This is a genomic window from Sporosarcina sp. OR05 (genome assembly GCF_041414805.1).
Lineage (GTDB): Bacteria > Bacillota > Bacilli > Bacillales_A > Planococcaceae > Sporosarcina > Sporosarcina saromensis.
The window spans coordinates 15,945-31,124 of the sequence record NZ_JANKJL010000012.1; the positions used below are offsets into that span (position 1 = coordinate 15,945).

The following is a 15,180-nucleotide window of genomic DNA, read 5'->3' on the forward strand; positions in this document are numbered from 1 at the left end:
AAAGAAATTACACGAACAATGTATCCTTTTCTGCATTTCGTAGCTATATAGTGTGTGAAAGGAGGGGATGACAAATGGCGACACTCGAATTTAGACACGCAGTTGGAAAAGTGTACTTTGACGGAGGTCAGACGGAAGACGGTAAGATGATTCGTAAATCGAAGTCCTACCGCCACATCGTAGAAGATGTAACAGCAGATAGCCTGTACAACGCGCTATCGCAATTGGCTCAACTCTCTGCCTACCCATTCATTGGAGCAGAGAAAGTCGAAACAGCTGACATTATGAACTAATGGAAAAGGAGGAATGAACAATGGCAAAGACATTACAACTAAACTTCACAACAGCAGCGGGTAAGCAAGCATCCCTGACGGTGGACGAACCGAAAGAAGGTTTGACAGCGACTGAAGTTGAATTGGCCATGGCGCAAATCATCAGTGCAGGTGCATTTGAAGTCGATGGATCTCCATTTGCAGCGGTCAAAAGTGCGCGCATTATTGAGCGAAATGTCACCGAATTAGTACAAGTGTAACCGATTAGCTCTCCAGTTCCGTACTGGAGAGCTTTTAGCATTTAAAAAGGAGGTTGTGAAGATGGAACAATGGCTAACTTTCATACAGCAAATCGGGTTTCCGATTTTTGTATCCTTTTACCTGTTGCACCGGCTTGAGACAAAACTCGAAGCAATCCACAATGCGCTCGTTTCTCTAAAAGTGAAGTAAACTTCACGGATCTGACAATGAATCGTCAAGAAGGAGAGGGTAGTGCGGTTGTTTGTAAATCGCCTATCCTCTATGATAAAGTAAACAGTGATGTGGAGGAATTTGTAGATGCGAAAAAAAATAGTGTTTTCAGCAATGATGTCCATTATACTTCTATTGAGTGCATGTTCATTCGGCGGGTTTAAAGCAGATCACAAATACAAAATCGAGCCGTTTGAATTTACGAATCAGCACAATGAAAAAGTTTCATTGGAGAGCTTGAAAGGAACCGTTTGGCTAGCGCAGTTTGTCTTCACAAATTGTGAAACCGTCTGTTTGCCGATGATGGCCAATATGACTGATCTTCAACAGCAACTCCAAGATGAAGGAGTAGAAGATTATAAGCTCGTTTCTTTTAGTATCGATCCTCAAACGGATACACCTGAAGCTTTACAAACGTACTTGGACTCATTCGATCCAGTTGACCAAAGCAAGTGGGAAATGTTGACAGGATATAGCCAAAAGGCAATTGAAAACTTTGCGATTGGTTCATTCAAAACGTTTGTGAATAAAGCGCCAGGGGAAGACCAAGTTGTCCACGGCACTGCATTCAGCTTAGTGAATAAAGATGGTGTTGCAGTAAAAACATATAACGGGGCAACAGAAGTTCCTTATGAACAAATCATTAAAGATATGAAGGCGTTAATTAAACAAGATTCCGAGTCATGAGTAGGGGATAGAAAAGGGTGGTGCAGTGAAGAAACGTAAACAAAAAAAGATTTCGAACAAGACAAAACTGTTCATGATCATTTTGTTAGTGCCGATAGCTGTGACCACCTTCACGCTATCTGCCATTATTTGGACAAGTGTGCAACATCCTGAACTCATCAAAAAATCGGCAAGTACATTGCTGGAGTTCCAAGACCGACATACAGGGACGACAATTCCTGAAGAGTACATTCCAATTTACAAGGATGCTGCTGAAGAATACAACATCCCATGGACACTGCTTGCTGCACATCATCGGATCGAAACGCGTTTTTCCACGATGGATCCTTTACTATCGCCAGCTGGGGCAGAAGGGCATATGCAGTTCATGCCCTGTACATTTGTCGGTTGGTCGTATCCGGGTTGCAGTGGATTAGGTAAAGGTGACATCCCGGAAAAAGATAAAACCGATCCAGCAATCATTAAGCAGCATGGTGGCTACGGCGTCGATGCGAACGGGGATGGAATTGCAGATCCATACGATATTGAAGATGCGATTTTCAGTGCAGCCAATTATTTATCCAAAAGTGGTGCAGCTGATGGAGATATCGAAAAAGCGATTTTTCATTACAATCATAGTGATAAATATGTAGAAGATGTTCTTTGGTTTTTTAATGAATTCGAAAGTCAACGGCTTGCAAACGAATAAAAGAGAGCAACTAAGAGAAAACTCTTAGTGCTCTCTTTTTTCATTCTCCTCATGTCGCTTTACGCATAGACTTCATAATGAGGCTTACAACGAACACGAGAATAATCGCACCTAACAATGCTGGTAAGATGTAAAAGTCCGATACTTTAGGACCCCATGAACCGAGCAACATGCCACCAATCCAAGCACCTACGATACCAGCAATGATATTACCGATAATGCCACCAGGGATATCTTTTCCTAAAATAAGTCCTGCAAGCCAACCGATAACGCCTCCAATAATTAAGAACCAAATAAAGCTCATTTTCCTTCATCTCCTTTTAGTAATTGATAATTGCTTACGTAGTATTTGAATATCCGATTATTTGATACCTCAAACATTTTCAGCAAAAAAAATTACTAAAAAGGATTTTTATCACCGGACGATTGTTGCCCCTAATGTTTGCTCAAAATGACGCAACGCCCAGTCATGTCCAGCTGGATCAAAGCTCGCAACACCTTTTTCATGAATGACGAGTTTGAATCCTTTGTTGTACGCATCAATAGCCGTATGCAAAATGCAAATGTCTGTACAAACACCCACAAGGTGCAATTCATTTATGCCACGTGCGCGTAGTTGAATTTCGAGAGGTGTACCTGCAAATGCACTATATCGTGTCTTGTCCATCCACAGTATTTCTTCTTTTCGTTCTTCATACAATGTATGAAGCTTTCCGTATAGATTCCGTCCAGTGGTCCCTTTAATGTTATGGGGAGGAAATAATTTTGACTCAGGATGAAAAGGATCATTCTCTTCATGAATGTCATTTGGCATAATGACTAAATTACCGTCATGTAAAAAGTCCTTCGTTAGATTCGTAATGTAATCTTCCAGGTCAATCCCAGGTTGTCCGCAAGTTAATGCGCCATCTTCAGCAACAAAATCATACGTATAATCAATCACTAACAACGCTTTTTTCAACAGTTCCCACACTCCCTTTTATTCTTTCAATACCTATCATGCCATACAAAGACAACTATATCAGTAATCCATCATTCAGAAAAGTTCAAACGATTGCACGTGAAATGTGTTCAGAATATACTTAAACTATAGATAGATTCATAAGGGGATGAAGAAGTGCACGACGCTTTAAAAGCATATGCATCATTGAAACGACCATTTGCAAGTCTTGACATGGAAGCGATGGATTGGAATATTGGCATGGTCAACAGGCTTTCAAAAACGAAGCAAGTCCGGATCGCAACAAAATCTGTTCGTTCTGTGGAGTTGCTTCACTATATCGCGCAAAAACTAACCAATCATGTGGGGTGGATGACATTTGATTGTGAAGAGACACAGTTTTTACTTGAAAAAGGATTTGATAATTTTTTAATAGGCTATCCCCAAATTGAAAAAGCTGCAATTGCTTCGTTAGTTCCTTATATAGCAAATGGCTCAAAAGTCGTTTTTATGGTTGATTGTGAAGAACAACTTGCGTACTTGAATAAAATCGGAGAAGCATTCGAAGTCCGTTTGGACATTTGCTTAGACATCAACCTGTCTACTGAATACAAGTGGATGTATTTTGGAACAAGACGTTCTTCTTTACACACGCTAGAAAATGTTATGCGTTTATGTACGAAACAGCAGGAATACAAATGGACAGACATCGTTGGCATTATGGGCTATGAAGCGCAAATTGCAGGTGTTACAGATCAGTCGTCTTCAAAGTGGCAGACCCCTGTCATCCGCATGTTGAAACAACACTCCAAAAAGAAATTGGCTCAATTCCGGCAAGAAGTCGTTCGTGAAATGACTAAGTCCTGTCCTTCCATTCAATTTGTCAATGGAGGCGGCACAGGAAGTATTGAGTTTACAAGTCAAGCAGAAGAAGTGACTGAATTGACGATCGGTTCCGCCTTTTTTTATCCTGCATTATTCTCGAGATACGACCACACACCCTATGAACCGGCGATGACGTACGCATTGCGTGTGACGCGGAAACCGAGCGAGCAAATTGTCGTTTGTCATGGTGGGGGCTATGTAGCGTCAGGCGCTACCGGTGTGGATAAAAATCCAGTTCCGTTATGGCCGCCCAACCTCACTTTATTGAAACATGAAGGAGCAGGGGAAGTCCAAACGCCTTTATATGATAAAGACCGCACGTTGAAAATTGGCGACACGGTATTTTTCCGTCATGCAAAAGCAGGGGAACTATGTGAACATTTCACTGAAATTCATGCGCGACGAGGTGATCGATATGTAAAAACATTTAAAACGTACAGAGGTGAAGGGAGATGCTTCATATGATGCGTGGTAAACGGGAGTATTGGCAAAATTGGGCTGAAAATCTTTCTGCACATCCTGAAAGCTTTCATTACCCACAAACAATTGAAGAAGTGCAACAAATCATTGACAGTTGCAGAATTCGCGGAAAAACGTTAAAGGTCGTAGGAGCCAGCCATTCATTTAGTGCGGTTGCCAAACCTGACGAAGAAGCACTTTCTTTGGAAGAAATGAGAGGACTCATTGCGGTCGATCGTTCCTTGATGGAAGCGACGTTTTGGGCGGGTACATATTTATACGAAGCGGCACCACTGTTAGCATCCGCCAATATGGCTTTTGAAAATATGGGGGACATACAAGAACAGACGATTGGTGGAGCAATTAGTACAGGCACACACGGAACTGGTAAATACTTAGCATCCCTCTCCAATCAAGTCGTCGCTTGGACTTGGGTGGACGGAAACGGTCAAATTCGACATCACCGTCGAGAGGATGACGATTTATCGAAAGCGTTAAGCATCTCTCTAGGGCTATTAGGTGTCCTCGTCAAAGTAACAATACGAACGGTTCCGCTCTATAGTCTTACGGTGACCACAGAAAAAAAGTCTTTTAAAGATGCAAAGGCTGCGTGGACAAACGCACTTGAAGCTCATCGGCATATTGAATGGTTTTACTTTCCGGGTGTTGAAACCGTACAAGTGAAATCAATGGACATGATTCCATTGGCTAAGCAAAACTTCCGATCTAAATCTCTTGAATTCATTAAAGATGGCGTCATTGAAACGGTCGGTTTTAAACTGATGTCTGAAATGGTCCGTGTGAAGCCACGCCTTTCAAGAAAGGTGACAAAATTTGCCGCCGCGACCATTCCGACGGGTAGTAAAGACGGCTATTACTACGAAATGTTTCCGTCAAACAGACTTGTAAAATTCACAGAATGCGAATACGCCATTCCACTTGTTGACTTTGAAGCGTGCCTGGAAGAGATGCATGACTTCCTGAAAGCACATCCGTTTTACGTGCATTTTCCAATCGAATGTCGGGTGAGCGCAGGTGAAGACGCTTTTCTAAGCCCTACGCAAGGAGTAGCTGTCGCTTATCTAGCTTTCCATATGTACAAAGGGATGGACAACGGTCCTTATTTCAAATGGGTGGACACGCTTATGAGAAAGTACCGTGGCCGTCCCCATTTTGGGAAATTAAACACGTTAACTTCGAACGATACAAAAAAGCTTTATCCGCATCTTGAACACTTTCATGCCGTAAGAAGACAGTGTGATCCACAAGGCATATTTCTTACAGACTATATGAAAGGCCTTTTGTAAACAAAAAAATCCAGAACATCGGCAAATTATCAGCTAAATTGATGTTTTAGATAGAAGAAATAGGTTATAAGATGGATGACGGGAAAAAGACTGGTTACAGAATTGTTAACGTCTTTAATGAGAAAAATGCCTACTCATTGACCGCTGTTGCTAGCTAGCTTACATTGTCGACAACTATTTTCTAAGTCATTACTTTTTCTTATGAAAGACTATAATTTTTAAGTATTTTACTTATGAACGTAGCTGTATTATGATGTAATAGAGAAAAGATGCTTATTTACAGCCTTTTCAGTAGATAAAGGGAGGAATACACACATGGCTAAAAGTAATTTGCATAACAGCCGCAAATCGTTTGAGCTCAATGGTAAGACGTATAACTATTACCATATTAAAGCGCTTGAAGATGCAGGCATCGCGAATGTTTCCAAACTGCCTTACTCAGTAAAAGTGTTACTTGAATCCGTCTTACGCCAATATGACGGCTATGTCATCAAAGATGATCATGTTGAAAACCTGGCAAAATGGGGCAAAGATGCGGATAAGGATGCAGAAGTGCCATTCAAACCATCACGCGTCATCCTACAAGACTTCACAGGTGTACCTGTAGTCGTTGACCTTGCAGCGCTCCGTTCTGCAATGGCGAAAATGGGTGGAAACCCTGACAAAATCAACCCGGAAATCCCGGTTGACCTCGTCATCGACCACTCCGTACAAGTTGACCGTTACGGTTCCGATGATGCATTGCGTCTGAACATGGAACTTGAGTTTGAACGGAATGCTGAACGTTACCAATTCTTAAGCTGGGCACAAAAAGCGTATGACAACTACCGTGCAGTACCACCTGCAACAGGTATCGTTCACCAAGTAAACTTGGAATACCTTGCAAGTGTCGTTCATGCGATTGAAAATGAAGATGGTACATTCGAAACGTACCCAGATACACTCGTTGGAACTGACTCCCACACGACAATGATCAATGGGATCGGTGTACTTGGATGGGGTGTTGGTGGTATTGAAGCAGAAGCAGGAATGCTTGGTCAACCTTCATACTTCCCAATTCCAGAAGTTATCGGTGTAAAACTAGTAGGTGAACTTCCAAACGGAACAACTGCTACTGACCTTGCGTTGAAAGTAACTCAAACATTACGTGCGCATGGTGTTGTTGGTAAATTTGTTGAGTTCTTCGGACCAGGTGTATCTAAATTGCCACTTGCCGACCGTGCAACGATTGCCAATATGGCACCTGAATACGGTGCAACTTGCGGTTTCTTCCCGGTAGACGAAGAGTCACTTGACTACATGCGTTTAACAGGACGCGACGAGGAGCACATTCAAGTCGTCAAGAAATACCTTGAAGAAAACGATATGTTCTTCACAGTCGACAATGAAGATCCTACGTATACGGAAGTTCTCGAAATCGACCTTACGAAAATTGAAGCAAATCTTGCAGGTCCAAAACGTCCACAAGATATGATTCCACTTTCTGATTTACAACGTTCTTTCAAAGACTCCGTTGTAGCACCTGAAGGCAACCAAGGATTCGGCCTAACGCCAAAAGAATTTGACAAGAAAGCAACTGTCAAGTTTGAAGATGGACGTACGGTTGGTATGAAGACAGGTGACCTTGCAATTGCTGCGATTACATCTTGTACAAATACATCCAACCCTTACGTTATGTTAGGTGCTGGACTTGTTGCGAAAAAAGCTGTTGAAAAAGGACTTACACCACCTGCATACGTGAAAACTTCACTCGCACCAGGTTCAAAAGTCGTTACAGGTTATTTACAAGACTCCGGTCTAAATGAATACTTGGATCAAATCGGCTTCAATACAGTCGGTTATGGTTGTACGACATGTATCGGTAACTCCGGTCCATTGCTCCCTGAAATCGAGAAAACGATTATCGATAACGACCTTCTCGTCTCTTCGGTCCTATCTGGTAACCGTAACTTTGAAGGCCGTATCCACCCTCTTGTGAAAGCAAACTACTTGGCATCACCGCCACTCGTTGTTGCCTATGCACTTGCAGGTACAGTCGATATCGATTTTGAAAAGGATCCAATCGGCAAAGCAAAAGACGGTACAGATGTGTACTTCAAAGACATTTGGCCATCCACTGAAGAAGTACAGGAAGTCGTTAAAGCGACTGTTACACCTGAACTCTTCCGTAAAGAATATGCACGTGTTTTCACTGAAAACGAAGCATGGAATGCAATCGAAACAACTGATGATTCCTTGTACGATTTCGATGAAAACTCAACATATATCCAAAACCCACCGTTCTTTGAAGGACTCTCGAAAGAGCCTGCGGATATCCAAGCGCTATCAGGACTTCGCGTCATCGGTAAATTCGGTGATTCCATTACAACGGACCATATCTCTCCTGCAGGTGCGATCGGTAAAGATACACCAGCTGGAAAATACTTGCGTGAGCGCGGCGTAGAGCCTCGTTACTTCAACTCATACGGTTCCCGTCGTGGTAACCACGAAGTCATGATGCGCGGTACATTCGCAAACATCCGTATCCGTAACCAAATTGCAAAAGGTACAGAAGGTGGATTCACTACGTACTGGCCAACAAAAGAAATTATGCCAATCTATGATGCTGCGATGAAGTATCAAGAAGACGGCACAGGCCTTGCAATCATTACTGGTAAAGATTACGGAATGGGCTCTTCACGTGACTGGGCTGCAAAAGGTACTTCCTTACTCGGCATCAAAACAGTCATTGCTGAAAGCTACGAGCGTATCCACCGTTCAAATCTAGTCATGATGGGTGTTCTTCCACTTCAGTTCATGAATGGCGATAGCGCTGAATCACTTGGCCTAACAGGTGAAGAAGAAATCAGCGTAAACATTGCGGAAGGCGTAAAACCACGTGACATCCTAAAAGTGACGGCAACTGCAAAAGACGGTTCTGTTAAAGAATTCGACGTCCTTGCACGTTTCGATTCTGATGTAGAAGTAGACTACTACCGTCACGGCGGGATCCTACAAATGGTTCTTCGTGATAAAATGAAGAATAACTAATTTATTAAGAAAAGGCATCCGAAACAATCGGGTGCTTTTTTTTATATTTGCATTATTAGAGTGCTGTTCTATTGATCATTCAAAGATTAACTTGCAACGGAAATCAGACCCGTACACAGGTTAAAAGAACAGCATTTCTCATCTCTCTTTTGTATAATGATTATTGAGGTGAAGAAAGTGTTCGTTAGTGAAAAAGAGATTGAAATTAGATATGCAGAAACCGACCAAATGGGAGTTGTCTATCATGCCAATTATTTAGTGTGGATGGAGATTGGACGGACGAATTTGATACAAGATTTAGGTTTCACATATGCTGGGCTTGAAGCTGAAGGGTATCTTTCTCCTGTTATCGATTTGTCGATCCAGTACAAGGCTGCTATGAAATATGGACAGACGGCAACCGTTCGTACTTGGGTGGAATCACATGGGAAGTTACGTACTGTCTATGGCTATGAAATTTTACATGAGGATAAAACAGTTGCTGCTACGGCAACTTCTGAGCATGTTCTCGTTAAAAAAGATAGTTTCCGACCTGTTTCTCTACGAAAGATTGATCCTGCATGGGATGCAAAATACGTAGAAATCTGCCGGGTGGCCGACTAATGGCATTCGGCATCGATCGAGATGAATTGAAACAATGGAAATTGGCGGTTCGTTCTGGCGAGATGGCTTTTCTAACACATTACTGGCTAGATGATCGTTTTCCAGGTTGCAAAACCGTTACAAAAGCAGGTTGTGCGAATGTGGAAAGACTAAAGGATTGGGGTAAGACGTACGGATTGAAACCTGAATGGATTGACTATAAACCCGGCTTTCCTCATTATGATTTGTTTGGCAAAGTAGAACTTCAAGTATTGATGGACGAAGGGCTTATGGAACAAATTAACCGTTTCAGTTTGCTTGAAACACGAGAGACGACTTGACAGATGGATTCATTGAATGAACAAAGTAGTGTTCATTCAAATTTCTTTTGCTACATATAACAACTACACCATGGAGACCAAAGTACAAGGGGGCAACCTTTGTGCTTTTTTCTGTTGTTCACAATGCTAACCGAGTGATTCGCCTAATTGCTCAAAAGGTGCGCCGCATACGATTACATAAAGGCGAATGTCCAACTGAAAGGTGTTGTCCTGGATGGAATCGATTTTATTTATCGAATCCGCGCGGTCGGGTTCAAGCCGTGAAGCATTAGCGGCAGCTACTCGGTTAGGCTTTACACCCATCCTCCTAACATGTAAAAAGCGGTTTTTATGTCAGTTTGATGCAAGTACTCAAATCTATTGTTTAGATCATATAAATGAGCGCGTGATTCGGGAGACGATTCAAGAACTTAGGCAAAAAGGCTATATGATTCGTGCAATTATGAGCTTTGTAGACCCGTATGTCTCAATGGCGGCTACACTTTCTAATGAATATTGCCAATCCGCTATTTCCGTAGAGGCATTGAAGGTCCTAGAAAATAAATGTGAAACACGTAACGTATTAAGAACAAATTCTACGTCTATTTCCTATGAAGCTTTTATTCCTTCCGCAATCCAACCTTCATTTTCTACGACCGATAGAAAATTCCCACAAATATTAAAGAAAGCTACATCAAACGGTTCAAAAGATCTCTATAAAATTGAAACAGCGGAGCAATTGGAAGCAGTAATCGAAAAAATTACGATGACCAATGGCTATGAACAATGGCTCCTTGAAGATTATGTCGAAGGGATTCAATACATTATCGAGTTGGCTGTATACGAAGGAATTCCGAACGTTATTGCGATCATTCAACAGGAAATTACACATGACGTAACGTTTGTCGTGACCGGATATGACGTTTGTATGACGATCGAACCGAAAATGGAGAAAGAATTAACTTCTGCGGTCGATGAAATCATTCGAGATATCGGTTTGTATCACGGCACTTGCCACTTAGAAATGCGCTATACAGATCGGGGATGGAAACTCATTGAAATAAATCCGAGAATAGCGGGTGGGGCAATGAACCGCATGGTGGAAGAAGCGTTTGGTATTTCGATTGTGGAGGAAACGATCAAGTTGTTTATTGGTAAAGAACCAGATTATCACAAAAAGAAAATGCAACCCGTTTATACATCCTATATAACGCTTGCAAAGGCAGGCTATTTATTACAAATAGAAGGTGCAGAACAAGCGAAATCGACACCAGGAATGATTGAGGTACACGTATCTGCAGCAATTGGCTCCCTCATGATGCCTCCATTGTCGATGGGCTGTCGCTATGGATACGTCATGGCGAAGGGGATCACCCAAGAAGAAGCGAAAAATCGTGCGGAACATGCGGCAAACTTACTGACGTTTTACTTGGAACCGATCGACTGAACATCCATACATGGAAGCGGAGGGATATACGTTGGATACTTGCTGTATTTGCAAAGAGATGGAAAAATTGCTGAATGAACAAAAGCTGTTGGAGGGCTTCGGGAAAGATTGCCGGTACTTGCAGCTGTCAAGAAAGATGGATACAATTCCATTCATGTTAGTCAATACTTACAAATTTAGCCACTTCCAAGCGATGTACAATAAAGGACTGACACCTTTTTTCAGAATAGAAAGCCTGATACCTTCAACTTGTTGCGCAAAACTTCGATTGCTGAAACCTTCTAACCTTGCAGGTCGGTATACGAATTGTGTAAGTGATTTGTATACGTTGCAAAAGACTGATGTGTGTATCCACGTCAACCTCTGTTGCTTCGTTGCTATTGAATCATTAGCGCCTCAACTTGTTGACAGAACGCCTCCTTTCATTGAAGTGAAAGTATAGGAAAGTTTCATGCTCTATGCGCGTGTCCTTGTCATAAACGCAAACACTTGCATGTACTAGAAGGAGCTGTCAACGAGAAAGGGAGTTTGCGAATGACGATTATTGGGATGTTGCACCATCGGAAAGATCCGACAACCGTCGTGAAAGCTTATGCATTTGCGGCAATCGCGGCGGCAGAAGGTGCACAATTTTATTATTTTTCACCGGGAGAAGTCAATTTTGTGAATCGTACCATTAAAGGACAAGTATATGAAAATGGGAAGTGGACGACGAAAATCATGCCGTTCCCGGATGTCATTTATAATGCCGGCAGTCCAGAGAAATTGGCAAAATCGAAGAACGTTATGAAGAAATTGAAAAATGACATTCCATTCACAACGCATTCGATTGGAAATAAGTGGAGCGTTAGTAGGCGACTAAAAGAAGCAAAAGACTTTGCAAGCTATTTAATCCCAACAGAAGTTGTGAAACATGCCGATCATTTCCTTCATTATATGAGTGCGTTTGAGAAAGTTGTTTTCAAACCGATCGATGGTCGAAAAGGGCAAGGGATTTATTTTATCGTGAAAGATGAAGAACAGTTTGTCGTAAGAGGACACGGTTTCTATCGTACATTTTTTACCGCACAAATCGAAGAATTCATCGCCAATCAACTGGAAAAGGAAACATTTATCGTTCAACCTTACATTCAATCTGTTACAAAAAGTGGCCAAGTGTTTGATTTCCGTCTACACGTACAAAAAGATGGAAATGGGGAATGGGTCATAACGACAATTTACCCTCGTGTTGCGCCGAAAGGTTCCATTATCGCGAACATTAATAGTGGCGGCTACACAAATTATTTGGATCCCTTTTTGGAACAGGAATTCAAGCAAGACGCCTATAATATTCGAAAAAAACTAGAATACTTTTCCTTAGCCTTGGCAAAACATCTTGATGAGTTGCAAATGGAGAAGTTTGGTGAAGTCATCGATGAAATCGGTGTTGATATTGGGATGGACGATAACCAAAAAATCTGGATTTACGAAGTGAATTGGCGTCCCGGTTGTCCTCCAACGTTTTACTTGGAAATGGATGTCGTGAAAAACACCATTCAATATGCAATGTATCTTGCAAACAACCAAGAAGTCATCAAGAAAAAAATTCGAGCAGTTAAACGAAGTCGTGCAAAACAACAGGACCAAATTCCGATCATCGGGATTACAGGAAGTGCTGGGAAAACGACAACGAAAGCGTTTCTCGCCTCAATCTTGTCGAAGAAGTGGAACGTTTTCGAATCAAAAGATTACTGGAATACAACGGAACATACAAAAAAGCATGCCGCAGAAATTAATGCTTCCCACCAGGCAGTCGTCCTTGAATATGGGATGGCTTATCCAGGAGTCATTACAGAACATTGCAACATCATTAAACCAAATATGAGTATTGTTACGAACATTGGCTTGGCGCATGTCGGTAACTTCAACGGGGACCCTCGCGGCGTTGCGAAAGCAAAGTCTGAACTAATTCACGGGATGGACCAAACTGGAATTCTTTGTGTTAATCGGGATAACGACAATTCAAAATACCTCGAAACGGACAATTTTAAAGGGAAGATTGTTACAGTAGGAATTCATCGCCATGCCCATTATCGTGCATATGACGTTCAATATGCAGAAAACGGCATGAACTTCAAAATGAAGCTTCACAACGAAGAAATTGAGTTGTTCATACCGATCTTTGGTGAACATCACATCTATAATGCTCTGTCGGCCATTGCGATTGCTGATCAGTTAGGCTTCACACCAATGGAAATCAAAACAGGACTCATTTTCAAGAAGCCGCCGAGACGGTTAACAATTTACGACTGCAAAGACCAAATTAAACTAATCGACGATACAGTCCATTCCCATCCTGAAGGGGTCCGTGCTGCGATAGACGTTCTGACAAACATCGCAAAAAAACGTAAAATCGCCATAATCGGTCAAATGCGCGAACTCGGCAACTTGCGTGAAGCGGAATACCAAAAAGTTGGGGAGTATGTTCAACAGCAAGGAATTGACATCTTGATCACGTACGGTTTCAGAACAGAAGAAATCGGGGCGCATGCGATTGCTAAAGGAATGAAAGCAAGTAACGTTCACCATTTTACAGACCGCGAAAAACTCCATGCGTTACTGAAAGATTTGCTCCAAAAAGAGGATACGATTCTTATTAAAGGGGCAAGTAAAACAAACATGTTTGAAACGGTACAATTCATCGACCGGACATTTCGATAACAAGAGAGGACTCCCAATCCACTGGAGTCCTCTCTTTTAATAATCTTGTAAATGAAATTGTATTTCTTTCGCAGCTTTCTTCGCAATCACTTTGGCACTTGTCATTGTTCGTCCTTTCGCAATGACATACGCGTACCGATGTCCCATTGATAGGGGAGGTACGAGTAGCGAGCCTTTTTTAGGTTTCACATATACTTCAACGACACCGTCCATCTTTCTCGCGCGGTTTTTTCCGGTCACTTTTTCTAAGATGCCTTTCTCATGAACGATGACGTATTGCGTGAAAATGAAGTGCTTATGTTGGTGCTCAAGTTGAGGACGTTCGCCTAAGTATAGTTTTAGTGTTTCTTCAGCGAGATTAAAACCAAATGCGGCTTGCAACATGTTGTTCATAGCACCTCCGGAAATGCGGGGATTAATTTCAATTAACCGCCATTCATTGTTCACGAAACGCATCTCTACGTGAAGTGCTGCGTTTTCAATCGCAAATTTTTCCACAATCGATTGTAATACTTTCTCAATACCTTCTGTTAAGTGTCTAGGAATGGTTGCTAGAACCCCATATCCTGTAATAATGAATCGTTTACCGAATGTGATTTCCTGCTCGATGACACCGGCGATGTGTATTTGTTTCCGATGAACGATCGCTTCTACTAAATATTGTTGCCCTTCAATGAATTCTTCGATCATAACCGCTTCGTCTTCGTTCTTTTCTTGTAATTTACGTACATGGGAACGTAATTGGTCCAAGTTTTCAGCTCGAAGCACATCTTTTGAACCGGTCGATGACGATGATTTTACGATGAGCGGGAAGCCCTTAAAGATTTTAATCGTCTGGACGTCTACTTGCTCATTCGGCTTTATCGTTACGAATTTAGGTGAAAAAGGTAGCCCGTCTAACAATGAACGGGTGCTTGCTTTGTTCTCCATTACTTCGGCAATAGAGGAAGATAAGCCGTTCGGACAGAACACTTCGCATAGTTTTAATGCGATAGACACATGTGAATCGATGAAACTAACGATTGTCTTGATGTCATTTCCTTTTTTCTGAAGCGAGACAATCTCCTTTTTCATCGCTGGTAGATCCGTTGTATCGATGAAAATCATTTCATGTACGTCAACATACTCATGCCGTTGTTCAAGTTGTCTCTCTTTATGTGTAAATAAGACCGTAAAATAGCCGAGTTTTACAGCCGCTCTGATCGCTTCTCTACTCGACCCGGATTTATTTGAGCCGATAAAAATGATCGTTTTCAAAATGTCAACCCCTTCATATATAAGACAGTCTATATAGGTTATGAGGAGAATTTCAATCTGTATGGTTATACACCCTATAGGCGGCTGACTGAATGAAAAAAATTGCTCGGGTGTTTCGTACAAGCTACATGACAG

At 41.9% G+C, this 15,180-nt stretch carries 16 protein-coding genes; 13 read left to right on the plus strand and 3 right to left on the minus strand.

Features of this window, described 5'->3' with window-relative positions:
• Positions 1-74: 74 nt before the first annotated feature.
• The 5 genes from NRI27_RS14535 (at position 75) to NRI27_RS14555 (ending at position 2,118) form a co-directional block, all read left to right on the plus strand.
• Entirely contained in the window at positions 75-293 is a 219-nt protein-coding gene (locus NRI27_RS14535) for a DUF1659 domain-containing protein (RefSeq protein ID WP_317946150.1), read from the plus strand.
• A 20-nt stretch (positions 294-313) separates the two neighbouring features.
• Complete coding sequence (locus tag NRI27_RS14540; RefSeq protein ID WP_371391373.1) at positions 314-532, plus strand: DUF2922 domain-containing protein; 219 nt, start codon at positions 314-316, stop codon at positions 530-532.
• A gap of 61 nt (positions 533-593) precedes the next feature.
• Positions 594-722: a YvrJ family protein gene (locus NRI27_RS14545; RefSeq protein ID WP_283732055.1), complete on the plus strand. Its 129-nt coding sequence runs from the start codon at positions 594-596 to the stop codon at positions 720-722.
• A gap of 108 nt (positions 723-830) precedes the next feature.
• Positions 831-1,430, plus strand: coding sequence for an SCO family protein (locus NRI27_RS14550; protein WP_371391374.1), 600 nt, complete (start codon positions 831-833; stop codon positions 1,428-1,430).
• Positions 1,431-1,455: 25 nt separating this feature from the next.
• Complete coding sequence (locus NRI27_RS14555) at positions 1,456-2,118, plus strand: lytic transglycosylase domain-containing protein (RefSeq protein WP_371391375.1); 663 nt, start codon at positions 1,456-1,458, stop codon at positions 2,116-2,118.
• Positions 2,119-2,167: 49 nt separating this feature from the next.
• Here NRI27_RS14555 and NRI27_RS14560 read toward each other — a convergent pair whose 3' ends face one another.
• Both NRI27_RS14560 and NRI27_RS14565 read right to left on the minus strand, forming a co-directional pair.
• Complete coding sequence (locus NRI27_RS14560; protein WP_317946142.1) at positions 2,168-2,422, minus strand: GlsB/YeaQ/YmgE family stress response membrane protein; 255 nt, start codon at positions 2,420-2,422, stop codon at positions 2,168-2,170.
• Between the two features lie 111 nt (positions 2,423-2,533).
• Positions 2,534-3,079, minus strand: coding sequence for a cysteine hydrolase family protein (locus NRI27_RS14565; RefSeq protein WP_371391376.1), 546 nt, complete (start codon positions 3,077-3,079; stop codon positions 2,534-2,536).
• 156 nt (positions 3,080-3,235) lie between these two features.
• On the opposite strand from NRI27_RS14565, the gene NRI27_RS14570 reads away from it, so the two are divergent.
• From NRI27_RS14570 to NRI27_RS14605, 8 genes are all read left to right on the plus strand, one after another.
• Positions 3,236-4,408 (plus strand): type III PLP-dependent enzyme domain-containing protein, encoded by a 1,173-nt coding sequence (locus NRI27_RS14570; RefSeq protein WP_371391377.1) that lies wholly within the window; start codon positions 3,236-3,238, stop codon positions 4,406-4,408.
• On the plus strand, positions 4,405-5,709 hold the full coding sequence (locus NRI27_RS14575) for a D-arabinono-1,4-lactone oxidase (RefSeq protein ID WP_371391378.1): 1,305 nt from the start codon (positions 4,405-4,407) through the stop codon (positions 5,707-5,709). The genes NRI27_RS14570 and NRI27_RS14575 overlap by 4 nt, the downstream gene beginning before the upstream one ends.
• Before the next feature lie 315 nt (positions 5,710-6,024).
• Positions 6,025-8,739 (plus strand): aconitate hydratase AcnA, encoded by a 2,715-nt coding sequence (gene acnA, locus NRI27_RS14580; RefSeq protein ID WP_317946136.1) that lies wholly within the window; start codon positions 6,025-6,027, stop codon positions 8,737-8,739.
• 177 nt (positions 8,740-8,916) lie between these two features.
• Entirely contained in the window at positions 8,917-9,342 is a 426-nt protein-coding gene (locus NRI27_RS14585; protein WP_371391379.1) for an acyl-CoA thioesterase, read from the plus strand.
• A complete protein-coding gene (locus tag NRI27_RS14590; RefSeq protein WP_317946129.1) occupies positions 9,342-9,662 on the plus strand; it encodes a hypothetical protein in 321 nt (106 codons plus the stop codon). Before NRI27_RS14585 ends, NRI27_RS14590 begins: the two co-directional genes overlap by 1 nt.
• A gap of 214 nt (positions 9,663-9,876) precedes the next feature.
• Positions 9,877-11,088, plus strand: coding sequence for an ATP-grasp domain-containing protein (locus tag NRI27_RS14595; protein WP_371391381.1), 1,212 nt, complete (start codon positions 9,877-9,879; stop codon positions 11,086-11,088).
• A gap of 31 nt (positions 11,089-11,119) precedes the next feature.
• On the plus strand, positions 11,120-11,530 hold the full coding sequence (locus NRI27_RS14600) for a CotY/CotZ family spore coat protein (RefSeq protein ID WP_371391382.1): 411 nt from the start codon (positions 11,120-11,122) through the stop codon (positions 11,528-11,530).
• 92 nt (positions 11,531-11,622) lie between these two features.
• A complete protein-coding gene (locus NRI27_RS14605) occupies positions 11,623-13,788 on the plus strand; it encodes a YheC/YheD family protein (protein ID WP_371391383.1) in 2,166 nt (721 codons plus the stop codon).
• 36 nt (positions 13,789-13,824) lie between these two features.
• Here the strand turns inward: NRI27_RS14605 and NRI27_RS14610 are convergent, their stop codons facing one another.
• Complete coding sequence (locus NRI27_RS14610) at positions 13,825-15,045, minus strand: ATP-grasp domain-containing protein (RefSeq protein WP_371391384.1); 1,221 nt, start codon at positions 15,043-15,045, stop codon at positions 13,825-13,827.
• Positions 15,046-15,180 lie beyond the last annotated feature (135 nt).